Below are 22,190 nucleotides of genomic sequence, written 5' to 3'. Positions count from 1 at the left end.
CGATGAGCGGCCACTCAAAATGGGCCACCACCAAGCACAAGAAGGCCGTGGTGGACGCCAAGCGAGGCAAGCTGTTCGCGAAGCTGATCAAGAACATCGAGGTGGCTGCGCGCAGCGGCGGTGGTGATCCCGACGGCAACCCGACCCTCTTCGACGCCATCCAGAAGGCCAAGAAGAGCTCGGTGCCCAACGACAACATCGACCGGGCCGTCAAGCGTGGCTCCGGCCTCGAAGCCGGCGGCGCCGAATACGTCACGATGATGTACGAGGGCTACGCCCCCGGCGGTGTCGCCGTCCTCGTCGAATGCCTCTCGGACAACCGCAACCGCGCCGCCGCCGAAGTCCGCGTCGCCCTCACCCGCAACGGCGGGAACCTCGCCGACGCCGGCAGCGTGTCCTACATGTTCACCCGCAAGGGCGTCATCATCGTGTCCAAGGCCGACGGCGTGACCGAGGACGACCTGCTGGTGGCCGTCCTGGACGCCGGCGCCGAAGAGGTCAACGACCTCGGCGACGCCTTCGAGATCCTCAGCGAGGCCACCGACCTCGTCCCGGTGCGCCAGGCGCTCCAGGAGGCCGGTTTCGACTACGACTCCGCCGAATCGGGCTTCGTGCCCTCGGTGACGGTCCCCGTCGACCTCGACGGCGCCCGCAAGGTCATCAAACTCGTCGACGCCCTCGAAGACTCCGACGACGTCCAGAACGTCTGGACCTCCATGGACATCTCCGACGAGGTCGCCAAAGCCCTCGACGAGGACTGACCCCCGCGACACCAACGGCCCCACCCCGGTGGGGCCGTTTCCATGCCCGGTGGGGGACCGGCGTCACTCGTGTGAAAACCACACGCGTTCCCTTGCGTCCCACCCGTACTCTCCACCGCATGGCGACGAAGCTCAACCAGATCGTGGCGGTCGAGAAGGGCGTGAAGGCGAAGTCCGCGCAGGACCTCGCCGACGCCCTGCGGGAGGTCGGCAAACCGGCCCTCCTGTCCGGCATCGCGCGCACCTACCAGCCCAAGGACGAAGAGGGCGAGGTCCTCCCGCCGGAGTCGACCCGCGTCCAGGTCCGCGCCGAGGAGACCCTCAAGCGCGTGGCCGCCGGACTCACCCGCCTCTTCGACGTGACCGCCACCAAGGAGGTCACCAACGGGCGCGCCACCGCCGACGTCGTGGTGGACGGGCAGACCCTGCTGCGCGAAGCGCCGGTCACCTACCTGCTGTTCCTGGAGAAGCAGCTCGCCGAACTCCTCGGGTTCGTGCGCAAGCTCCCGGTCCTCGACGCCGCCGAGACCTGGTCCTTCAGCGACTCCGCCGACTGCTGGGCCACCGAGCCCGTGCGGACCGTGCGCACCAAGCGCGTCCCCCGCAACCACGTCAAGGCCGAGGCGACCGACAAGCACCCGGCGCAGGTCGAGGTCTACCACGAGGACGTCTCCATCGGGTACTGGACGACGGTGAAGTACTCCGGCGCCCTGCCCGCCAAGCGCGTCGCGGAGGTCATCGAGCGCATCGAGAAGCTTCACCACGCCGTCAAGTTCGCCCGCGAGGAGGCCAACTCCATCGAGGTGGCCGACCAGCGCGTCGGCGACAAGGTCTTCGGCTACCTCTTCGGGTAGCCGGTGAGACTCCCCGCCGGGAGCGGCGGGGACCGTCCGCCTGAAAAGCGGGCGGAAGACTGAGACGCAGACTCAGCCTGACCAGCCGGTGGACACGGTTGTACCCCGTGTCAGGGCCTGTCAGCCGGGTGCCCCCGGCCGGCGGCCCGCTCACCGCATCAGATTCAGATTCTCGCTCCAGTCTCAGCACCCGAGCCGTCGGCCGTATCGCGGCCGGGGCCGAACACCGAGGTCGCGGGTTCGAATCCCGCCCTGGCATCCACACTGCCGGGTGGCGCAGGTGGCAGCGCGCGGTGTTGGCAGCCTCAACGGTCACGGATCAGCGATCCGGCACACCAGGGCGGCGACACGGGGCCCGGAGGATGGACACTCCTCCGGGCTCCACCAACCTCGCTACGACAGCGAGCCCGAGATCAGGGCGTGCGTGTCGCGGTAGCCCAGCCGCCGGTAGATGCGGTGCGTGGCGTCCTCGCCCTCCATCGAACCCAGCGCCACGAACGGGAACTCCCGCAGCAGGTCGCGCGTCGCCCACGCCGTCATCGCCGCCGCCAGGCCCTGCCGCCGCGCGCCCGGGTGCACCGTGATCGAGGCCAGGAACGGGACGTCCTCGGCCGGGCCCGAGACCGCGCCGCAGCCGACCAGGCCGTCCTCGCCGGGGATCCCGAACCAGCGCTTGACGTGGCCGTCGCCGGTGCGCGTGGAGGCGTCCGGGAACGACTCGTCCAGCAGCCGCTCGATCGCCGCCTTCCCCGCCTCGTCGCCCGGCAGCCACGCCGCGCGCTCCTCACCGGGCTGGGGCTCCGGCGCGGTGTCGGTGTAGAACCAGCGCCATTCGCCGAATCGTTCGGGACGCAGCTCCGCCGGGAGCAGCTCCATGATCGGGCGCGGCAGGCTCAGCCGCGTCGGCCTGTGCTCGGCGGCCACCGCGGCCACCAGCGCCGCCGCCGTGACGGGATCCCCATCGGCGAGCAGCAGGTCACGGCCGTGGAACACGCGCCGCCAGGCCACCGCACCGTCCACGGCGTAACCGACGGCGTCGGGCGCGGTGAAACTGGTGACGAACGGCGCGTACTCCGACGCGGCCCGCACGGATTCGCCGTCGGGCAGGAAGCGGTAAGAGATGGACACGTATTCGATCCTTACCCCCCGTCGCCCGCGCGGTCAACGGCGCGGGCGGGGTTGAGATTCAGTGCACAAAGACGTATCCGGACGGGTCGCCAAGACACGCCCACCACGGACTGTCGGTGCCCGCCGGTAGGTTCGGCGGCCACGGGTAAGGTCGTGATCGAACATCCATACGGACGCGAAGGGCTTCAACGGTGCGGGTACTCGGCGTCGACCCCGGACTCACCCGCTGCGGCGTCGGCGTGGTCGAGGGCGAGCCGGGACGTCAATGCCGCCTCATCATGGGCGGCGTCATCCGCACCGACCCCGACGCCGACCTCGCCGAACGGCTCCTGTCGGTGGAGACCAAACTGACCGCGATCCTGCAGAAGTACGCCCCCGACGCCGTCGCCGTCGAACGCGTCTTCAGCCAGCACAATGTCGCCTCGGTCATCCCCACCGCCCAGGCCTCCGGCGTCGCCATGCTCGCCGGCGCCCGCCGCGGCCTGCCCGTCACGACCTACACGCCCAGCGAGGTCAAGGCCGCCGTCACCGGATACGGCGACGCCGACAAGAAACAGGTCACCCTCATGGTCACCCGCCTCCTGCGGCTGACCGAGGCCCCACGGCCCGCCGACGCCGCCGACGCCATCGCCCTGGCCATCTGCCACGTGTGGCGAGGCGGCGCCAAGGCCCTCCTCGGCCGGGCCCAGTCGAAGGGAGCACGACAGTGATAGCCAGCGTGCGCGGGACGGTCATCGCCCTCGCCCCCGACGCCGCGGTCGTCGACGTCGGCGGCGTCGGCTACTCCGTGCGCGCCACCCCCGGCACCCTCGCCGGGCTCGCCACCGGCCGCGAGACCACCCTCCACACCACCCTCGTGGTGCGCGAGGACTCCATGACCCTCTACGGCTTCGCCACCGCCGACGAGCGCGACCTCTTCGAGCTCCTCCAGACCGCCTCCGGCGTCGGCCCCCGCCTCGCCCAGGCCGCCCTCGCCGTGCACCCCCCGAACGCCGTCCGCCGCGCCATCGCCGTCGGCGACCAGCGCGTCCTCACCCAGATCCCCGGCGTCGGCAAGAAGGGCGCCGAACGCCTCATCCTGGAACTCAAGGACCGCATCGGACCCGTCACCTGCGACGACGACGGCGCGCCCGTCAGCCCCGTCGCCCGGCCCATGTGGCGCGAGCAGGTCCAGCAGGGCCTCATCGCCCTCGGCTGGACGCAGAAGGACGCCGCCACCGCCATCACCGCGCTCGCCGACACCGTCGACACCGAGCGCCCGAACGTGCCCGAGCTGCTCAAGCAGGCGATCCGGCTGCTGGGGAAGACGCGATGACCGACGACTTCGACGACCTGCGCGACTTCGGCGACGGCGGCGGCGAGCTCGGCCTGGTCTCGGCGCGCGTGCAGCCCGGCGACGGCGACGCCGAGGCGGGCGTGCGCCCGAAGAACCTCGACGAGCTGATCGGGCAGATGCGCGTCCGCGAGCAGCTGGAGCTGCTGCTGGCCGGCGCGCGCGGGCGCGGGACGCCACCCGACCACATCCTGCTGTCCGGCCCGCCCGGGCTGGGCAAGACCACGATGGCGATGATCGTGGCCGCCGAGCTGGGCGTGTCGCTGCGGACGACCTCGGGCCCGGCGATCGAGCGCTCGGGCGACCTGGCGGCGGTGCTGACCGGCCTCTCCCACGGCGACGTCCTCTTCATCGACGAGATCCACCGCATGGCCCGGCCCGCCGAGGAGCTGCTGTACACGGCCATGGAGGACTTCCGGGTCGACGTGATGGTCGGCAAGGGCCCCGGCGCCACCGCCATCCCGCTCGACCTGGAGCCGTTCACGCTGGTGGGCGCCACGACCCGGTCGGGCCTGCTGACCGGGCCGCTGCGGGACCGCTTCGGCTTCATCGGGCAGCTCGACTTCTACGGCGACGCCGAGCTGGAGGCCATCGTGACCCGCTCGGCGAAGATCCTGGACGTCCCGGTCACCGCCGCGGGCGCCAGTGAGATCGCCGGGCGCTCGCGGGGAACACCGCGCATCGCCAACCGTCTGCTGCGGCGGGTCCGCGACTACGCGCAGGTCCGCGCCGGTGGCGTGATCTCGGTGAGCGTGGCGCGCGCGGCCCTGGCCGTCTACGACGTGGACGAGCTGGGCCTGGACCGGCTGGACCGGGCGGTCCTGACCGCGCTGGTGGAGTCCTTCGGCGGCGGGCCGGTGGGCTTGACCACCCTCGCCGTGGCGGTGGGGGAGCAGCCCGACACCGTCGAGGAAGTCTGTGAACCCTTCCTGGTCCGCGCCGGTCTGCTGGCCCGCACGCCGCGGGGGCGGGTCGCCACCGCGCACGGCTGGCGGCACCTGGGACGCGTCCCACCTGCGGGTTCGTTCGGGGCCGCACACGAGGAACTGCCGGTGCCCGGCGCGGATGAGTGAGATTCACGCGTTCGCCGGGTGCATGGGCGCCGCCCGTGGTAATCGTGGCGAAGCTGTGACCCGTGTCGCTTCAAACGCGCAAATCGCGAGCGACTAGACTTCCCGCGATCGTTCGTAATCATCGAGTTCGCTCGAAAGGCTCATCGTGCTTCTTGCCGAATCCGCCGCTGGCGGAGGTAACTTCCTCATCTGGGGCCTGCTGGCCCTCATGTTCGTCGCCATGTACTTCTTCATGATCCGTCCGCAGAAGAAGCGGCAGCGCGAACAGCAGGAGATGCAGCAGGCGGCCGGCCCCGGCACCCGGATCGTCACCATCGGCGGGCTGCACGGCACCATCATCGCCAATGACGATGAGACCGTCACCCTGGAGATCTCCGACGGCGTGCAGGTCGTTTTCGCACGTCAGGCGATCGGCCGGGTGCTGCCGTCCGAGAACACCGACGACGTGGCCGAAGAGGCCGAAGAAGACGCCGAGTCGGGCAACGAGGAGACGGTGGCGAGCGTCGAAGAGACGAACGACGAAAGCACCGCCAAGAAGAACTGAATCCGGCGCGCTACGGTTACTCCCCGTAGCGTCCGGTTACGTGCTCGTTCGCCGGTCCACCCCAAGATGGCCAGGCGCCGACCCCCGCGTCGACGAACGCAGTATGAGCACGGACGGGCCGCCCACCCGGCGACGGGTGGCGGCGCGGCCTGTTCCGGCGTACGCGACCCGAATCGCAGCAAGGAGAGATGACGACCGTGGCTCGTGGACCTTCGGGACCCCTCCAGACTCGGCTGAAGGTGTTCCCATATTTCTTCGCCTTCGGTGCCTTGCTGCTGGTGCTGTGGCTCATCGCGGTGGGCGGGGCGGGATGGAAGTTCCCGACGCCGAAGCTGGGCCTGGACCTGCAGGGCGGCATCAGCATGACCCTTGAGGCGAACATGCCCGACGGGTCGACCCCCGACAACGACCGCATGGAGCAGGCGCGCCAGATCATCGACGACCGCGTCAACGGCACCGGCGTCGCCGAGCCCGAGATCGTCGTCCAGGGCGCCAACAACATCGTGGTCAACGTCGCCGGCAAGGACACCGACCCGGAGCAGCTCCGCAAGGTCGGTGACCCCGCGACCCTCCGCTTCCGCGAGGTGCTGTCGCAGACGCAGGCCGCCGACAACCCCGAAGAGGTCACCGACCCCAACGCCAGCGGCTCGCCCTCGGCCAGCCCCGGCGACGGCTCGGACCCTTCCTCTTCCTCCTCTGCGGGCGCGGGCGACAACCCCACGACCGGTGAGACGAAGCCCCCGGCGGTCAGCGCCGACGTGGAGGCCGCGCGCAAGGCCATCGCCGAGAAGGTCGGCACCGAGCTGTACGCGCAGGCCGAGTCGCTGACCCAGCCGCCGAACGACCCGGCGTCGATGGAGATCTTCAAGCCCTTCGGCGAGCTGAGCTCCGAAGAGATCGCGGCCCTGCCGATCGGCATCCAGTACAACGTGCCGACGATCACCTGCAAGCAGCTGAACGGGCGTCCCCCGGGTTCCATCTCGGCCACCGACCAGCAGGTCATCGCCTGCAACAAGCCCGAGTCGAGCAAGGCCAAGAACGGCCTGGCCTACTACGTCAAGTCCAAGCTGGACGTGGCGAAGGTCGTCGGTGAGGACGTGTCGAACGCCGGTTCCGGCCCCGACTCGCAGAACCCCGGCTCGTGGATGGTGAACATGGAGTTCACCGGCCAGGGCGCCGACAAGTGGCAGGCCCTGACCACCGCGACCGTCGGTAAGCAGGTCGCCATCGTCCTGGACAACCTCGTGGTCTCCGACCCGACGATCCAGAGCGTCATGTCGAGCTCGGCGCAGATCACCGGCAACTTCCGCGCCACCGACGCCAAGCTCCTCGCCGAGCAGCTGAAGTACGGCGCCCTGCCGATCGCGTTCAAGGTCCTCACCATCGAAGAGGTCAGCCCGACCCTGGGCACCTCGCAGATGGAGGGCGGCCTGCTCGCCGGTTTCATCGGCGTCGCGCTCGTCATCGTCTACTGCCTGGTGTACTACCGCCTCCTCGGCCTGGTGGTCATCGCCAGCCTGGCGGCCTCGGCCGCGCTGATCTACCCGTCGATCTCCTTGCTGGGCAAGCAGATGGGCTTCACGCTGACATTGGCCGGCATCACCGGTTTCATCGTCGCCATCGGCATCACCGCCGACTCCTTCGTCGTCTTCTTCGAACGATTGAAGGACGAGGTCAAGGAAGGCCGCTCGGTCCGCAGCGCCGTCCCGCGCGCGTGGGCCCTGGCCCGCCGCACGATCATGTCCGCCAACACGGTGTCCATGCTCGCCGCGGTCGTGCTCTACTTCCTGGCGATCGGCGCCGTCCGCGGCTTCGCCTTCACCCTGGGCCTGTCCACGATCATGGACATCGCGGTGGTCTTCCTCTTCACCCACCCCCTCGTCGCCTGGCTGTCCCGCACCAGGCTGATGGGCTCGACGCGCCTGGCCGGTCTGGGCGCCAGCCGCCGCCGGGTGCCCGGCGCCGTGCGCACGAAGGAGAGCTGACGCAATGTCGGATGTTTCGACCCCTCGCCGCAGCGTGTGGAAGCAGCTCTACAGCGGCGACACCCACTTCGACATCGTCGGCCGCCGCAAGGTCTGGTACCTGGTGTCGCTGGTGCTCATGGTCATCATCGTCGGCAGCATGGCGATCAAGGGCTTCAACCTGGGCGTCGAGTTCGCCGGTGGTAACCAGTTCACCGTCCACGCGCCCGCCGGCACCAGCCTCGAAGACGCCCAGAAGGCCGTCGAGAACAGCGGCGTCGAGGTGGAGTCGGCCCAGGTCGCCGGTACCGGCGACCAGGCCAAGTACGTCCTGAAGACCGGCCCCCTCAGCGACGCCGACAGCCAGAAGGCCCGCGGCGCCATGGCCGACGCGCTGAAGGTGCCCTCGTCCGACATCGGCGTGTCCGAGGTCAGCTCCTCGTGGGGCAAGAGCGTGTCCCGTCAGGCCCTGGTCGCCCTCGCGGTGTTCCTCGTCCTGGTCGCGGCCTACCTCTGGCTCCGCTTCGAGCCGAAGATGGCGATCGCCGCCCTCGTCGCCCTCGTCCACGACGTCGCCCTCACCGCCGGAGTCTTCTCCCTCGTCGGATTCGAGGTCACCCCCGGCACGGTGGTCGGCCTCCTGACGATCCTCGGTTACTCGCTATATGACACCGTCGTAGTGTTCGACCGGGTGCAGGAGAACACGAAGGGCCTGCTGAACGAGACCCGCTTCAGCTACCCCGAGGCCGCGAACAAGGCGCTGAACGAGACGCTGATGCGCTCGATCAACACCTCCCTCATCGGTCTCCTCCCCGTGGCAGGCCTCCTGTTCGTCGGCGTCGGCATCCTCGGCGTCGGCACCCTGAAGGACCTCGCCCTCGTCCTGTTCGTCGGCATGCTCACCGGCACCTACTCGTCGATCTTCCTGGCCACCCCGGTCCTGGTCGACCTGAAGATGCGCGAGCCCCGCGTCCGCGACCACGCGAAGAAGGTCGTGGAAAAGCGCCGCGTCGCAGGCGAAAAGGCAGCCGCCGAAGCCGCCGCCACCGACGACGAGACGGAAGAGGACGCAATCCCCGTCGCCAGCGTCGCCCCCCGCCCGGGCGCCCGCCCCGACACGCGCAAGCGCAAGGCGCGGAAGCTCTAGCGACAAGGGCACAAGAGCAAGAGCAAGGCAAAGCGAGAAGAAGAGGGCCGTCCCGACAGGGGCGGCCCTCTTCGCACACCCGAGTGCAGGACAGGAGAGCCAGTGACGCATAGCTGAGCCGGGTGCGATGCAAAGCGCGGTGCGAGGGAACTAACCCGGGCAAGGTGATTGGCTGGCTACGGGGTCAGAACCCGGGTGGGGAACCGGCTTGTTGTTTTAGACCCGGGCGCAGTGACTGGCGGGCAACGGGGTCAAAGGCCGGGTGGGCACGAGAGCCTGTTGTTTTAGAGCCGCACCGAGACGGCCCGTAAGCCGCACGACAACACGACCCCGTGACCAGATCCGCTGAAGCTGTCTCGGGATAGGAGAGGATCCTCCCTCGGTCGGCCGGACGTGTCCTGGAACGAGGGTTCTCGGGGTGTCAAGACATGCTCTTCGTCTTGACACCCCGGGGTTCATCGTTCACCGTCGCAAAGGCCGAACGCGGGTGGAGCCTCCCGAGAGAGGTCCGGCGTCCAGGGGCCGCACCCCTGGTCGGGTCCCAGGGGTGAAACCCCTGACCAGAGGGTGATGGGAAACCAGCGCCAACACAGGGAAGAGCAGACGGGCGATCCGTGGGGGCGAGACGAGAAGGGAGATGGGCGAACCAGGGGTGAAGGTGGTGAAGCCGCGCGAGACAACCCCCCTAAACATTCCCATAAGGACTCCGGAACTCGATCAACCTCACCGCCCTCACCAACTCCGCCAGCCCCTCCTCCATCCCCACCCGCGGCCGGAACCCCTTCCCCCGGATCTTCGCGTACGACACCTCATAGTCCCGCATGTCCGCATCGCTCCCCACCTCCGCGAAGTGCAGGTAGTAATCCACGTGCTCCAGCAGCTTCCGCGCCAGGTCCTCCTTGGTGAGGTTCATGTCCTCACTCCCCACGTTGTACGCGTCGTCCACCACCGCGTCCCATGTCCGCAATGCCCACACCATCGACCGCGCCAGGTCCGAGACATGCAGGAACGTCCGCTTGAAGCTCCGCTCATAAACGATCAGGCTCCGGTTCGCCACCGCCTGGTAGGCGAACTCGTTCGGCAGCAGGTCCAGCCGCATCCGCGGTGACACCCCGAACGCCGTCGCGTACCGGAACGCCACCGCGTTCCCCGCGGCCAGCACGGCCCGCTCGGCGGTGGCCTTCGTCTCCCCGTACAGCGTGATCGGCGCCAGTGGCGTCCCTTCGTGGCACAGGTAGTCGGGGACGCGTCCGTAGATGGATCCGGTGGAGGCGTAGACGATCTTCTGGTCGGGCCGCCGGTGGGCGAGCAGCGCGTGGGTGCCTTCGACGTTGACGCGGGTGGCGAGCTGGGGGTCCTTTTTGCACGCCGGGTAGCCGACGATCGCGGCGAGGTGGACGATCGCGTCGGCGCCGGTGAGGGCGGTGGCGATGGTCTCCTCGTCGCAGACGTCGCCGTTGACGAACTCGAAGTTGGGGTGCGCGGCGGCGGCGAGGAGCCCTTGGCCTCCGTATCGGAGGACGTCGAGGACGCGCACGTGATGGCCGTCGGCCAGGAGCATCGGGACGAGTGTGGAGCCGACGAAGCCGGCGCCGCCGGTGACGAGGACGCGCATGGTGATCGAGCTTACGTTCGGAAAAAGCTCGAACGAATGTTCGCGTGTTGCTTGCCAACCGGGCGTGTGCGAGGTTTACTATCGAAGTGTTCGAACAACGGTTCGAACGCCTGCCGGGGGAAGGGTCGAGGAGAAGCTGTCGCGGGCCGATCCTCGAAAGCCGCCTCCGGTGCCACGGTGAGCCGTGCCAAGACGTGCCCCGGTCCGCCTTCCCACCGACCCCGGGTGGGCCGGGGCCCGCCGCGGCCGGATGTAGCTGAGGGTCCACTCCAGTCGTCCCTCGGGGAAGAGCTGCATCCGGCCGCCGGCACGGTCCGCCGCAAACCTGTCATCCGTCTCAGCCTCAGACAGGGGGACCCTTCGTTGAGTACCGCCTATGCCGACGCGCACACCGAGCTGGCCGTCCCGGCGCACACCTTGCCGACCCGGTCCCCGCTCGAACTTCTCATCCTGGCCCGCCGCGGGCTCAGCGACGCCGTGGACGAGCCGCACGAGGGGCTCCGGTACGCCACCGCGCACCTGGCCGCCCTGCGCGCCGCCGCCGCGGTGCTGGCCGCGAGGGCGCGTCCGGCGCCCGGACGCCGGTCCCGGCCCCGCAACGTGTGGATGCTGCTCGCCGAAGTGGCCCCGGAGCTGCGGGAATGGGCCGATTTCTTCTCCCTGACCGCGCAGAAGCGGGCCGCCGCGCAGGCGGGCGTCTCGCACGTGGTCACCGCCAAGGAGGCCGATGACCTGGTGCGCGACGCCGACCGTTTCGCCGTCGTCGTCGCCGAGGTCCTCGGGCTCGGGCGGGGGTAGCGGGAGAAGGGGGTTCGCCGGCAGGGAAGTCGTCGCGGCGGGAAGGGCCGCGAGGTGAAGGGTGCGCGCATGTCCGTGCGCGCGCCGGATTCGGTGGTTTTCGTTGTCCAGACCGCGTCTCGCGGTGGTGCGTGCTCTTCAAGAGACACATGGCTCTCTCGCGCTGGCGGCCGCGCCGGTGCCGGAGCTGCCCGGCGTGCGCCGCGCCAGCGACCTGGGGACCGTCCCGCAAGAGGACGGCCTGCCGGTGCGCGAGGGCCTCACCTCGCTGCTGCCGTGGCGTGTGCTGCGGCGCGGCTCGGTCGTGGGCGTCGCGGCGGGCGAGGTCCCGGGCATGACGTCGCTGCTGCTCGCGCTGCTGTCGGGCCCGTCCGGGGCCGGCGCGTGGTGCGGTGTCGTCGGCGGCACCGGCGACCTGCCCGCGCGGGCGGTCGCCGAGGCGGGCGTGGCGGGGGAGCGGCTGGCGCTGGTCCCCGAGCCGGGCGCGAAGTGGGCCGAGGTCGCCTCGGCGCTGCTGGACGGCTTCGACGTCGTCGCCGTGCACGTCCCGCAGGGCCTGGGGGGCGTGACGGGACGGCGGCTGGCCGCGCGCGCCCGCAAGCGCGGCGCGATCCTCGTCCCGTACGGCGCGGCGCCCGGGCGCATCGAGGGCGCCGACGCCGTCCTGAGCGTGGTCGGCGGCCGGTGGAGCGGCCTGGGGCAGGGCCGCGGACGGCTGCGCGAACGCGAGATCGTGGTCTCCTCCCGGGTGCGTGGACGCCCGGTGCGCACCACGCTGCGGCTGCACGGCCCCGAGCACGCCGAACCGGTCGCCGACGTGGTGCCGCTGTCCTCGCGGAGGCGGCCGTGAGGTCACTGGTCCTGTGGTGCCCCGGCTGGCTCGTGGGGGACAACTTCGAACCCGTCGCCGCCGCCGTCGACGAGGTCTGCGCCGGGGTGGAGGTCCTGCGCCCGGGGCTGCTGGCGTGCCCGGCGCGGGGCGCGGCGCGTTTCCACGGCGGTGAGGAGGCCGCCGCCGAGCGCATGGCCGAGGCGGTCGAGGCCCTGGGCCACGAGTGCCGGGTGGGCGTGGCCGGCGGGCTGTTCGCCGGATGGCTGGCCGCGCGCGCCGGGGTCGTCGTGCCGCCCGGCGGTGACGCGGACTTCCTGGCGGGCACCGACATCGCCGCCATCGGCCGTCCCGGGCTCGTGGGGACCCTGCGCCGCCTGGGGATCTACACCCTCGGCGACTTCGCCGCGCTGCCCGCCGCCGACGTCCTCGACCGCTTCGGCTTCGACGCCGCCCACGCCCACCGCTTGGCCGCCGGTGAGCCGCCCCGGCCCACCGTGCCCCGCGAGACCCCGCCGGACCTGACCGTCACCGCCGACTGCGATCCGCCCGTGGACCGCGTGGACGCCGCCGCGTTCACCGGCCGGGCCCTCGCCGAGCGCCTCCAGCGCGCCCTGTCGGCGCGGGGGCTGGCCTGCACGCGCCTGATCGTGCAGGCCGTCACCGGCGCCGGGGAGACCCTCACCCGCACGTGGCGGCACGACGGCGTGCTCACCGGCCAGGCCATCGCCGAGCGCATCCGCTGGCAGCTCGACGGGTGGCTGACCGGCGGGTCCGTCGGCGACGGCGGCGCGCGCCCCACCGCCGGGATCACCGCCGTCACCCTCGTCCCCGACGACGTCATCCCCTACTCCGGGACGCAGGGCGGCCTGTGGGGCGAGGCGGGGGAGGGCCGCGACCGCGCCCACCGCGCCCTCACCCGCGTCCAGGGCCTGCTCGGGCCGGACGCGGTGGTCACCGCCCGCCCCGCCGGGGGCCGCGGCGAGGCCGAGCGCACCCGCCGCGTCACGTGGGACACCGCCGACGCGCTGCCCGACACCTCCGCCGAACCCTGGCCGGGCGGCCTCCCCGCGCCCAGCCCCACCGTCCTGCCGCACGAGCCGGTGTCCCTGCGGCTCCTGGACGCCCGTGGCGAGCCCGTCGCGGTCACCGGGCGCTGCCTGCTGACCGCCGCGCCCGCCTCGTTCCGCGCCATGGGCGAGCCGCGTGCGGTCGCGGTGACGTCCTGGGCGGGTCCCTGGCCGGTCGCCGAGCGCTGGTGGCGCGCCGACGCCCGCCGCTACGCCCGCCTCCAGCTGGGCCTGGCCGACGGGCGCGCGCTGCTCGTGCGCATCGAGGGAGGCCGCTGGTGGGTGGAGGCCGGATATGACTGACCACACGGGCTTCGAGTACGCGGAGTTGCACTGCCACACCCACTACAGCTTCCTCGACGGCGCCGCCTCACCCGCGGAGCTGGTCGAGGAGGCCGTCCGGCTGGGCCTGTCCGGCATGGCCGTCACCGACCACGACGGCATGTACGGCGTCGTGCAGTTCGCCGAGGCCGCGCGCGGCACCGGCCTGCCCACCGTCTTCGGCTCCGAGCTGAGCTTCGACCTGCCCGCCCGGCAGAGCGGCGTCGCCGACCCGGCGGGCCGCCACCTGCTGGTCCTGGCCCGCGACCCCGAGGGCTACGCGCGCCTGTCCACCGCCATCACCGAGGCCTACAGGCTGGGCGAGAAGGGCCGTCCCGTCTACGACCTGGACGCCCTCGGCGCGGCCTCCGGCGGGCACTGGCTGGTCCTCACCGGCTGCCGCAAGGGCTTCCTGCCCGCCGCGCTCGGCTCCGGCGGCGAGGCCTCCGCGGGGACCGAACTGGACCGGCTGATCGCGCTTTTCGGGCGCGGCAACGTCGCCGTCGAGCTCATCCACCACGACCTGCCCGGCGACGACGAGCGCCTGGACGCCCTCGCCGGGCTCGCCGCGCGGTACCGCGTCCCCACCGTCGCCACCAACAACGTGCACTACGCCTCGCCCTCCCGGCAGCCGGTGGCCGCGACCCTCGCCGCGATCCGCGCCCGCCGCACCCTCGACCGCGTCGACGGGTACCTGCCCGCCGCCGCCTCGGCGCACCTGCGCGGCGCGGGGGAGATGCTGGCCCGCTTCGGCGAGCACCGGGAGGCGGTGGCCAACGCGGCCGCCTTCGCCGCCGAGTGCGCCTTCAGCCTGGACCTCATCGCCCCGCGCCTGCCGCACTTCGCGCCCGGCGGGCACACCGAGATGTCGTGGCTGCGGCACCGGGTGGAGGAGGGCGCCCGCCTCCGCTACGGGCACCGGGACAACCCGCGCAGCGCACGCGCCTACGCCGTCATCGACAAGGAACTCGCCGTCATCGACGACATGGGCTTCCCCGGGTACTTCCTCATCGTCGACGACATCGCCGCCTTCTGCCGGAAGAACGGCATCTACTGCCAGGGCCGGGGATCGGCGGCCAACTCCGCCGTCTGCTACGCCCTGGGCATCACCAACGTGGACGCCGTGGAGTACGGGCTGCTGTTCGAGCGGTTCCTGTCGCCCGCGCGCGACGGCCACCCCGACATCGACGTCGACATCGAGTCCGACCGCCGCGAGGAGGTCATCCAGTACGTCTACGGCCACTACGGGCGCGACCACGCGGCGATGGTGGCCAACGTGATCTCCTACCGGCCGCGCTCGGCGGTCCGCGACGTCGCCAAGGCCCTCGGGCACTCACCGGAGACCGCGGAGGGCTGGTCCAAGCAGCTCGACCGGTACGGGGGCGCGGCCGAGAACGAGGCCGAGGGGCTGCCGGACGACGTCGCCGAGCTCGCCGACCGCATCCGCCGCTTCCCGCGCCACCTGGGCATCCATCCCGGCGGCATGGTCATCTGCGACCGGCCCATCGCACAGGTGTGCCCGGTGGAACCGGCGACCATGCCGAACCGGACGGTCCTCCAGTGGGACAAGGACGACTGCGCCTCGGCCGGGCTGGTCAAGTTCGACCTGCTGGGACTGGGCATGCTCACCGCGCTGCGCAAGTGCGTCGAGCTGATCGCCGCGCACCACGGCGTCCACGTGGACCTGGCGAGGCTGCCCAAGGACGACCCGGCGACCTTCGCGATGCTGCGCGCCGCCGACACCGTGGGCGTCTTCCAGGTCGAGTCGCGCGCCCAGATGTCGACGCTGCCCCGGCTGAAACCGGAGAACTTCTACGACCTGGCCATCGAGGTCGCCCTCATCCGCCCCGGGCCCATCCAGGGCGGCTCGGTGCACCCGTACCTGGAGCGCCGGGAGCGCATGCGCGCCGGGCACGACCCGCGGGACGTCTGGAAGCGCGCCACCCACCCCAAGCTGCACGACACGCTCGGCAAGACCCTCGGGGTGCCGTTGTTCCAGGAGCAGTTGATGCAGATCGCCATCGACATCGCGGGTTTCGACGCGGGCCAGGCCGACGAGCTGCGCCGGGCGATGGGGTCGAAGCGCTCCGAGGAGCGGATGCTGGCGCTCAAGGCGCGGCTTTACGCGGGGATGTCGGCCAACGGGGTGACCGACGCGCAGGCCGATGAGATCTACCAGCGCCTGAAGGCCTTCTCCGACTTCGGCTTCCCGGAGAGCCACGCCATCAGCTTCGCCCACATCGTCTACTCCAGCGCGTGGCTGAAGCGGCACTTCCCGGCGGCGTTCACCGCGTCCCTGCTCAACTCGCAGCCGATGGGTTTCTACAGCCCCAACAGCCTCATCGCCGACGCCCGCAGGCACGGGATCACCGTGCTGCGGCCGGACGTGAACCTGAGCGACGCCGACGCGTCCCTTGAGGACGTGCCGGGGCAAGAGGAGCCGTCCTTCGACCCGGCGGGGAGCCTGGCCGAGATCACCGCGCGGCCGGTCCCGCAGCCGGCGATCCGGCTGGGCCTGTCGGCGGTCCGCTCGATCGGCGGGGACCTGGCCGGGCGGATCGCCGCCGGTCAGCCCTACGACGGACCCGCCGGCCTGGCCCGCCGCGCCGGCCCGTCCACCGCGCAGATGGAGGCCCTCGCCGTCGCCGGGGCCTTCGCCTGCTTCGGCCTGGGCCGCCGCGAGGCCCTGTGGGCCGCCGGGGCCGCCGCCCGCGAGCGCGAGGACACCCTCCCCGGCGTGAGCACCGGCCTGGTCGCGCCGCCGCTGCCGGTCATGACGCAGGTCGAGCTCGCCGGGGCCGACTTCTGGGCGACCGGCGTCTCCCCGGACGACCACCCGGTGGCCTTCGCGCGCGCGGACCTGGACGCGCGCGGGGTCGTGCGCGTCGCCGACGCCCCGGCCGTGGCGGACGGGACCCGAGTGCGCGTCGCCGGGCTCATCACCCACCGGCAGCGGCCGGCCACCGCCGGGGGCGTGACCTTCCTGAGCCTGGAGGACGAGACCGGCATCCTGAACGTGGTGTGCTCGCCGGGCCTGTGGGCGCGGCAGCGGACGCTGGCCCGCACCGCCGTGGCGGTGGTCGTGCGGGGCCGGGTGGAGAAGAAGCGCACCGGGCGCGTCGAGGGCGACGACGCCGAGGGCGTGGTCACCAACCTCGTCGCCGATCTCCTGGAGGAGCTGCCCCTGTCGCTGCGGCCGGGGCCCTCGCGCGACTTCCGGTGACGACTCTGTCCCCGGTCCGATGACGACTCTGCTTCTGGTCCGATGACGGACTCCCGACAGGCGGCCGGTCAAGAGCGCCGCTGCCTGCGAGAACGTTCCATCGTCCGGGTGAAAGGGGACGCGAGGCTGTCGGATCCTGCATAGCGGGGCGTCCCCGGGGAACAGCAGACTGTGAGGCAGTCGTGTGCCCGACCGTGCCAGCCCCCTCCTGGAGGTCCTCATATGACACCGGACAGGCCGATGCGCGCCGACGCCCGCCGCAACCGGGTCCGCATCCTTGACGCGGCGGAGGCGGTCTTCACCGAGAAGGGCGCCGGGGCCTCCACCGAAGAGGTCGCCCGGCTGGCCGGGGTGGGCATCGGCACGGTATTCCGGCACTTCCCGACCAAGGAGGACCTGCTGCGCGCCATCGTCACCGCGAGCGTGCAGCGGCTGGCCGAGCAGACCCAGGAGCTCCTGGCGACCGGGGACCCGGAGGCGGCCTTCTTCACCTTCTTCGCGGGCATGGTGGAGCAGGCGGCGGCGAAGAAGACCATCGTGGACCTGCTCGGCGACGCCGCCGGGCTCAGCACCGACCGGCCGATCCACGCCTGGCGGGACGCGATCGAGGCCCTGCTGGTGCGGGCGCAGCGCGAGGGCGCGGTCCGGGAGGACGTGGGCGCGCCGGAGGTGCTGGCGCTGCTGCTGGGGGTGTGCCGCGCGGCGGTGGCGGCGGGGTGGGAGCCGGGGTTGCAGGAGGGCGTCCTGCGGATCGTCTTCGACGGACTCCGCACATAAAAACTAGACGAACGATCGTGCTAATATTCCGGGGTCGTGTCGCGACCACCCCCGGAGCATCCGATGAGCCCGACCGTCGCCCTCGCGGGCATCGCCCTCAACGCCCTCTCCCGCCTCCACCGCGGCCTCGCCGGGCGCGTGGCCTACGACCTGTTCCGCCTGTCCGGGCCGCGCGCCGCGATCCGCGAGGGCGAGGCGGAGGTCCTCGCCACCGCCGTCACCGGCGAGCTGGACCTGGACGGCGTCCCCGTCCGCACCTACCGCTGGGGCGCGAGCGGGACCCCGGTGCTGTTCGTGCACGGCTGGCGCTCGCGCGGCTCACGGGCCGCCCACTACGTCCCGGAGCTGGTGGCGCGCGGGCACACCGTGCTGACCTTCGACGCGCCCGGCCACGGCGCCTCCGGCGGCCGGTCGATGACGATCCTCCAGTACCGCGAGATCATCACCCGCCTGCACGCCGCCCACGGCGACTTCGCCGCCGTCATCGCCCACTCCTTCGGCGTCACCGCGAGCCTGTTCGCGCTGCGGGACCTGCCACCGGCGCGCTTCGCCGGCATCAGCGGCATCGGCGAGTTCGGCTACCTCCTGCAGGCCTTCGGCGCCGGACTGCGGCTGCGCCCGGCGGTGCTGGAGGCGCTGCGGGAGCGCATCGAGACGCACCTGTTCCCCGCCGAGCCCGACATCTGGCGGCGCTTCTCGGTGACGCACCGCCCGCACGAGCTGGACCTGCCCGCGCTGCTGGTGCACGACGGGGACGACGCGTTCGTCCCCGTCACCCAGTCCCACCGCGTCCGCGACGCCCTGGGCGCGGGCCTGATCACCACCACGGGCCTCGGCCACAACCGGATCGTGGCCGATCCGGGGGTCGTGCGGGCCGTGCTGGACTTCGTGTCCCCGGTTCAGGCGGACAGCACGCGGGCGATCGCGCGCTCGGCCCGCTCGTAGGCCAGCGGCGAGGCGCTCAGCAGCGACTCGCCGTTGGCGCCCTCCATCAGGGCGATGAGCTCGAAGGCGACCTGCCCGGGATCGGTCCCGGCGGGCAGCTCACCGGCCTCGGTGGCCGCGCGCACGCCGTCCTCGATGTAGGCCACCCACTCCAGGCGCGCGGCCACGATCGCGTCGCGCACCGGGCCGGGCCGGGAGTCGAACTCGGCGGCCACCGCGAAGAAGAAGCACCCGCCGGGGAAGACCCGCTCGCGGGAGTAGGCCAGCCAGTTGCGGCACAGCGCCAGCAGCCGCTCGCGGCCCCCGGGGACGTCGAGGGCGGGGAACGCCACGTGGTCGAGGAAGATGCGGCGCGCGGCGCGGACGGTGGCCAGCTGCAGCTCCTCCTTGGAGCCGAAGAGGGCGAAGACGCCGCTCTTGCTCAGCGACAGCTCGGTGGCCAGCCGCCCGATGGTGAGCCCGTCGAGGCCCTCCACCGAGGCGATGTCGGCCGCCCGGCGCATGACGAGGCGGCGGGTCTGGTTGCCGCGCTCGACGCGTCCGTCGCGCGCGGCGCCCGACTCGCCGGCGGCCTCGTCACGTCCCGTCTCCGTCCCGTTCACGCCGGTAATCGTATTGACTCCACCGGCGCCGGGCCAGCGGCGGTATCAGTTCTTGCGGGCGGTCAGCAGCGTGAAGGACAGGAACTCGCCCTGATCGGCCTCCAGCATGTCCACCACGGGGGAGTGGGCGCCGGTGTGCTCGGCGACGGCCTTGACCCACAGCAGCCAGTCGGCCCACCCGTCGGGCTGGAGGCGGGCGGAGGTGACGGTGACCAGGTCGGTGATCTCCCACTGGAAGCGCCACCACTCGGGGGTGTGCCAGGCGATGGCCTCCCACCCGACGCAGTTCTTGATGTGCGCGGGGATGGCGCCGAGCTCGCGGATCTCGGTGGTCATGCCGGGCGTGGCCACGGCCAGCTGCCCGCCGGGCTTGAGGAACTTCGCCAGGTAGGGCAGGTAGCCGTCGGCGGTCCCGAAGTACTCGAAGGCGTCGACGCTGATGATGGCGTCGAAGTGGTCCTTGGCGAAGGGCAGGTCGTGGGCCTCGGCGCGGACGGCGTGGACGCGGTCGGCGACACCGGCGGCGGCGTGCACGGCGGCGGCGTTGTCGGGGGCGACCCACAGGTCGGCGGCGAAGACCTCCACGCCGAACTCGCGGGCCAGGAACACCGAGGTGGCGCCCTTGCCGGCGCCCAGGTCCAGGACGCGCATCCCGGGTCGCAGGTCCAGCTCGCGGCAGAGGTGCTCCAGCAGCCACAGCGGATGCGGGCCCATGTCCAGCCCGAGGACCCAGGCCGGGTCGTAGGCCGAGGAGCGCGGGTAGACGTCGGGGCGGTGCAGGGTGGGGAATGAGCTCATGGCCGGGAGTCTGGCACGGACGCCGGGCCCCGTCCCGTCATTAAGCCCCGGGGTGCCGCCGCTCACCGGAAAGGGCCGCCCGGCATGCGCCGGGCGGCCCTCGTCAGATGTGCGTCAGTGACCGGCGGTCACCAGCTCGCGCTCGCGCTCCGCCTCGGACGGGACGGCCCGCCCGAGCTTCGAGGGCCACCAGTTCGCCCGGCCCAGCAGCGCCATCAGCGACGGCAGCAGGAAGATCCGCACGATCGTGGCGTCGATGAGGATCGCCACCGACAGGCCCACGCCGATCTGCTTCATCTCGTTCATGCTCAGGGTGGCGAACACCCCGAACACCGCGACCATGACCACCGCCGCGCTCGTCACCACGCCCGCGGTGCGGGTGATGCCGTAGGCGACGGCCTCACGGGTCTCCATGCCCCGCTCGACGCCCTCGCGGATGCGGCTGACGACGAACACGTGGTAGTCCATGGACAGCCCGAACAGGATCACGAACAGGAACAGCGGGACCCAGGTGACCACGTGCCCGTTGGAGTGGAAGTCCAGCAGCTTCTCCGCCCAGGTCTTCTGGAACACCAGGACCAGGACCCCGAAGGCCGCCGCGGCCGAGACCATGTTCAGCAGCGCCGCCACGGCCGCCACGACCACCGACTTGAACGCGAAGATCATCATCAAGAACGTCAGCAGCACGACGAACCCGATCACCAGCGGCATCGCCGTCTTCTGGTGCGCCACGTAGTCGATGTCGTAGGCGATGCCGCCGGTCACGGCCACGTCGGCGTCACCGATCGTCCCCACGGTGGCGGGGATGAGCTCGTTGCGCAGCTTCTCCAGCGACTCGGCGGCGCCGGGCTGGCTGGAGTCGAAGGGCACCGGCAGCGCCAGGGTCGTGATGGTCATGCTCGCCGACTGGCGGATCTTCGGCTCGGCGTCCGGCGAGAACAGCGGGTCGCCGCCCGCCTTCACCGACAGCGAGATCAGCTGCTCCTTGATCTCGGCGGCCTCCGCGGCGGGCGCCTTGACCGCGATCAGGTGCGTCTGGCCCTCGCTGGGGAACGCCGTGGTGAGCCGGTCGTAGGCCTGCACCATCGGCATGTCCGGCGGGAAGTCCTCCAGCTCGCTGTTCTTGGGGTTGAGGTCGACGGCGAACACCGCCAGCGCGGCCAGCGCCGCCAGGGCAAGCAGCAGGGTCGTACGGGGGGCGCGCAGCGCCGGCTTCAGCAGCGTCGGCCACAGCTTCGGCGTGTGCCCGGGGGTGTGCGCGCGGTTGGTCAGGCGCCAGATGAACGGGACGCGGGGACGGTCCACCGCGCGGCCCAGTTTCGCCAGCACCGCCGGGAGCACCGTGAGCGAGCCCAGCATCGCCACCGCGACCACGATGATCGCGCCGGTCCCGAGCCCGTTGAACACGGGGTCACCGGCCAGGTAGAGGCCCGCCATCGACACGATCACCGCGAAGCCCGACACCACGACCGAGCGGCCGGAGGTCTCGGCGGCGATGGCCACCGCGTCCAGGTGCTTGCGGCCCTTGGCGCGCTCCTCGCGCTCCCGCTTGAGGTAGAACAGCGAGTAGTCGACGCCGACGGCCATGCCGATCAGCAGGATCACGTGCATCGCGCTGCCCGGGTCGGGCACGACCTGGCTGGCCACCGCCCACAGGCCCATCGCCGAGGCCACCGCCGACAGGGCCAGCAGCAGCGGCACACCGGCGGCCACGATCGCCCCGAAGGCCAGCAGCAGGATCACCAGGGTCAACGGCAGGCTGATCATCCCGGCCCGGCCGAGATCGCCGTCGACGAGCTCGTCGATGGCGGTGCCGATCGACTCGTTGCCGATCAGCTCCATGCGCAGGTCCGGGTGCGCCGCCTGGGCGTCGGCGACGACCTGGCGCAGCGCCAGGACCGGGTTCTCACCCCCGTCGGGGACCACGTTGTACTCGATCGGCACCAGCAGCGCCTCGGCCGCCCGCGACGGCACCGGCCCTTCCGCCTTGGCCACCTCCGGGCGGTTCTTCAACCGCGCCAGGACGTCCTCGGCGGCCGACTTCGCCGCCGCCTCGTCCCACGCCCCCGTCGGCGTGATCAGCACGTTGTCGGTGTCGGGGTCGTCGAACTTCCCCTCATTGGCGATCTCGCGGCCGTGGTGGGACTCCCCGACGCCGCCGTTCTCCAGTTGCTTCGTCTCCACGCGGCTGCCCAGCATGAACGTCACGACGACGAACGCCAGCCACAGCCCGATCGCCCACCACGGGTGACGCGCACTCCACTGTGCCGCCTTCGTGGTCACCGATCTGCCCATCTTGATTCCCCTCCGGAAAAGTCTTCATTGGACGAACTCCGTAGTGCCAGATGAGCCTCTCCGGCGGCGGCCCCCGGGTCACTGGGGTGAGACCCCCGGAACGCGGGGGCCTG

The 22,190-nt window shown here is 71.7% G+C and carries 18 protein-coding genes and 1 pseudogene; 14 read left to right on the top strand and 5 right to left on the bottom strand.

What is annotated here, in order from left to right; all coding sequences use genetic code 11:
* Window positions 1-2 precede the first annotated feature (2 nt).
* Together QSK10_RS01290 and QSK10_RS01285 are read left to right on the top strand one after the other, a co-directional pair.
* Window positions 3-761: a YebC/PmpR family DNA-binding transcriptional regulator gene (locus QSK10_RS01290; RefSeq protein WP_285660684.1), complete on the top strand. Its 759-nt coding sequence runs from the start codon at window positions 3-5 to the stop codon at window positions 759-761.
* A 119-nt stretch (window positions 762-880) separates the two neighbouring features.
* Window positions 881-1,615 (top strand): DUF7873 family protein, encoded by a 735-nt coding sequence (locus QSK10_RS01285; protein ID WP_285660683.1) that lies wholly within the window; start codon window positions 881-883, stop codon window positions 1,613-1,615.
* Between the two features lie 393 nt (window positions 1,616-2,008).
* Here QSK10_RS01285 and QSK10_RS01280 read toward each other — a convergent pair whose 3' ends face one another.
* Entirely contained in the window at window positions 2,009-2,743 is a 735-nt protein-coding gene (locus tag QSK10_RS01280; protein ID WP_285660682.1) for a GNAT family N-acetyltransferase, read from the bottom strand.
* Window positions 2,744-2,934: 191 nt separating this feature from the next.
* Here QSK10_RS01280 and ruvC point away from each other — a divergent pair, with 191 nt between their 5' ends.
* The 6 genes from ruvC (at window position 2,935) to secF (ending at window position 8,804) form a co-directional block, all read left to right on the top strand.
* A complete protein-coding gene (gene ruvC / locus QSK10_RS01275) occupies window positions 2,935-3,453 on the top strand; it encodes a crossover junction endodeoxyribonuclease RuvC (protein ID WP_285660681.1) in 519 nt (172 codons plus the stop codon).
* Entirely contained in the window at window positions 3,450-4,058 is a 609-nt protein-coding gene (gene ruvA / locus QSK10_RS01270) for a Holliday junction branch migration protein RuvA (RefSeq protein ID WP_285660680.1), read from the top strand. The genes ruvC and ruvA overlap by 4 nt, the downstream gene beginning before the upstream one ends.
* Complete coding sequence (gene ruvB, locus QSK10_RS01265) at window positions 4,055-5,149, top strand: Holliday junction branch migration DNA helicase RuvB (RefSeq protein WP_285660679.1); 1,095 nt, start codon at window positions 4,055-4,057, stop codon at window positions 5,147-5,149. The genes ruvA and ruvB overlap by 4 nt, the downstream gene beginning before the upstream one ends.
* Before the next feature lie 145 nt (window positions 5,150-5,294).
* Complete coding sequence (gene yajC / locus QSK10_RS01260; RefSeq protein WP_285660678.1) at window positions 5,295-5,693, top strand: preprotein translocase subunit YajC; 399 nt, start codon at window positions 5,295-5,297, stop codon at window positions 5,691-5,693.
* A gap of 239 nt (window positions 5,694-5,932) precedes the next feature.
* A complete protein-coding gene (secD, locus tag QSK10_RS01255) occupies window positions 5,933-7,678 on the top strand; it encodes a protein translocase subunit SecD (RefSeq protein WP_285660677.1) in 1,746 nt (581 codons plus the stop codon).
* A gap of 4 nt (window positions 7,679-7,682) precedes the next feature.
* Window positions 7,683-8,804 (top strand): protein translocase subunit SecF, encoded by a 1,122-nt coding sequence (gene secF / locus QSK10_RS01250; protein ID WP_285660676.1) that lies wholly within the window; start codon window positions 7,683-7,685, stop codon window positions 8,802-8,804.
* 685 nt (window positions 8,805-9,489) lie between these two features.
* On the opposite strand, the gene QSK10_RS01245 is transcribed toward secF, so the two are convergent.
* Entirely contained in the window at window positions 9,490-10,419 is a 930-nt protein-coding gene (locus QSK10_RS01245; RefSeq protein WP_285660675.1) for an NAD-dependent epimerase/dehydratase family protein, read from the bottom strand.
* A 363-nt stretch (window positions 10,420-10,782) separates the two neighbouring features.
* Here QSK10_RS01245 and QSK10_RS01240 point away from each other — a divergent pair, with 363 nt between their 5' ends.
* From QSK10_RS01240 to QSK10_RS01215, 6 genes and pseudogenes are all read left to right on the top strand, one after another.
* A complete protein-coding gene (locus QSK10_RS01240; protein ID WP_285660674.1) occupies window positions 10,783-11,217 on the top strand; it encodes an SAV_6107 family HEPN domain-containing protein in 435 nt (144 codons plus the stop codon).
* A 196-nt stretch (window positions 11,218-11,413) separates the two neighbouring features.
* A complete protein-coding gene (locus QSK10_RS01235) occupies window positions 11,414-12,067 on the top strand; it encodes a hypothetical protein (protein ID WP_285660673.1) in 654 nt (217 codons plus the stop codon).
* Window positions 12,064-13,419 carry a DNA polymerase Y family protein gene (locus tag QSK10_RS01230; RefSeq protein WP_285660672.1) on the top strand — a complete coding sequence of 452 codons (1,356 nt, stop codon included), beginning with the start codon at window positions 12,064-12,066 and terminating at the stop codon, window positions 13,417-13,419. The genes QSK10_RS01235 and QSK10_RS01230 overlap by 4 nt, the downstream gene beginning before the upstream one ends.
* Before the next feature lie 16 nt (window positions 13,420-13,435).
* Window positions 13,436-16,660: pseudogene (locus tag QSK10_RS01225) on the top strand (error-prone DNA polymerase); the annotation flags it as partial.
* Between the two features lie 222 nt (window positions 16,661-16,882).
* Window positions 16,883-17,437, top strand: coding sequence for a TetR/AcrR family transcriptional regulator (locus tag QSK10_RS01220; protein WP_285660671.1), 555 nt, complete (start codon window positions 16,883-16,885; stop codon window positions 17,435-17,437).
* A gap of 63 nt (window positions 17,438-17,500) precedes the next feature.
* On the top strand, window positions 17,501-18,382 hold the full coding sequence (locus QSK10_RS01215) for an alpha/beta fold hydrolase (protein ID WP_285660670.1): 882 nt from the start codon (window positions 17,501-17,503) through the stop codon (window positions 18,380-18,382).
* Here QSK10_RS01215 and QSK10_RS01210 read toward each other — a convergent pair.
* The 3 genes from QSK10_RS01210 to QSK10_RS01200 all read right to left on the bottom strand — a co-directional run bounded on the left by QSK10_RS01210 (window position 18,337) and on the right by QSK10_RS01200 (window position 22,077).
* Entirely contained in the window at window positions 18,337-18,984 is a 648-nt protein-coding gene (locus QSK10_RS01210) for a TetR/AcrR family transcriptional regulator (protein ID WP_285660669.1), read from the bottom strand. The two genes, QSK10_RS01215 and QSK10_RS01210, sit on opposite strands and share 46 nt — an antisense overlap.
* A 45-nt stretch (window positions 18,985-19,029) precedes the next feature.
* A complete protein-coding gene (locus QSK10_RS01205; protein ID WP_285660668.1) occupies window positions 19,030-19,782 on the bottom strand; it encodes an SAM-dependent methyltransferase in 753 nt (250 codons plus the stop codon).
* Window positions 19,783-19,896: 114 nt separating this feature from the next.
* The gene (locus tag QSK10_RS01200; protein ID WP_285660666.1) at window positions 19,897-22,077 is read right to left on the bottom strand and encodes an MMPL family transporter; all 2,181 of its coding nucleotides are present in this window, start codon (window positions 22,075-22,077) and stop codon (window positions 19,897-19,899) included.
* Between the last annotated feature and the right edge of the window lie 113 nt (window positions 22,078-22,190).

Origin of the sequence: Actinorhabdospora filicis (genome assembly GCF_030269765.1) — a bacterium.
Classification (GTDB): domain Bacteria; phylum Actinomycetota; class Actinomycetes; order Mycobacteriales; family Micromonosporaceae; genus Actinorhabdospora; species Actinorhabdospora filicis.
The sequence above is the reverse complement of the archived record's forward strand: the minus strand, read 5'-3'. Positions and strand labels throughout refer to the sequence as shown.

Coding starts and splice junctions, on each gene's coding strand:
- QSK10_RS01245 (WP_285660675.1), bottom strand. CDS start 10,419: ATGCGCGTCCTCGTCACCGGCGGCGCCGGCTTCGTCGGCTCCACACTC.
- QSK10_RS01285 (WP_285660683.1), top strand. CDS start 881: ATGGCGACGAAGCTCAACCAGATCGTGGCGGTCGAGAAGGGCGTGAAG.
- QSK10_RS01290 (WP_285660684.1), top strand. CDS start 3: ATGAGCGGCCACTCAAAATGGGCCACCACCAAGCACAAGAAGGCCGTG.
- QSK10_RS01220 (WP_285660671.1), top strand. CDS start 16,883: ATGACACCGGACAGGCCGATGCGCGCCGACGCCCGCCGCAACCGGGTC.
- QSK10_RS01205 (WP_285660668.1), bottom strand. CDS start 19,782: ATGAGCTCATTCCCCACCCTGCACCGCCCCGACGTCTACCCGCGCTCC.
- QSK10_RS01200 (WP_285660666.1), bottom strand. CDS start 22,077: ATGGGCAGATCGGTGACCACGAAGGCGGCACAGTGGAGTGCGCGTCAC.
- QSK10_RS01215 (WP_285660670.1), top strand. CDS start 17,501: ATGAGCCCGACCGTCGCCCTCGCGGGCATCGCCCTCAACGCCCTCTCC.
- ruvB (WP_285660679.1), top strand. CDS start 4,055: ATGACCGACGACTTCGACGACCTGCGCGACTTCGGCGACGGCGGCGGC.
- secF (WP_285660676.1), top strand. CDS start 7,683: ATGTCGGATGTTTCGACCCCTCGCCGCAGCGTGTGGAAGCAGCTCTAC.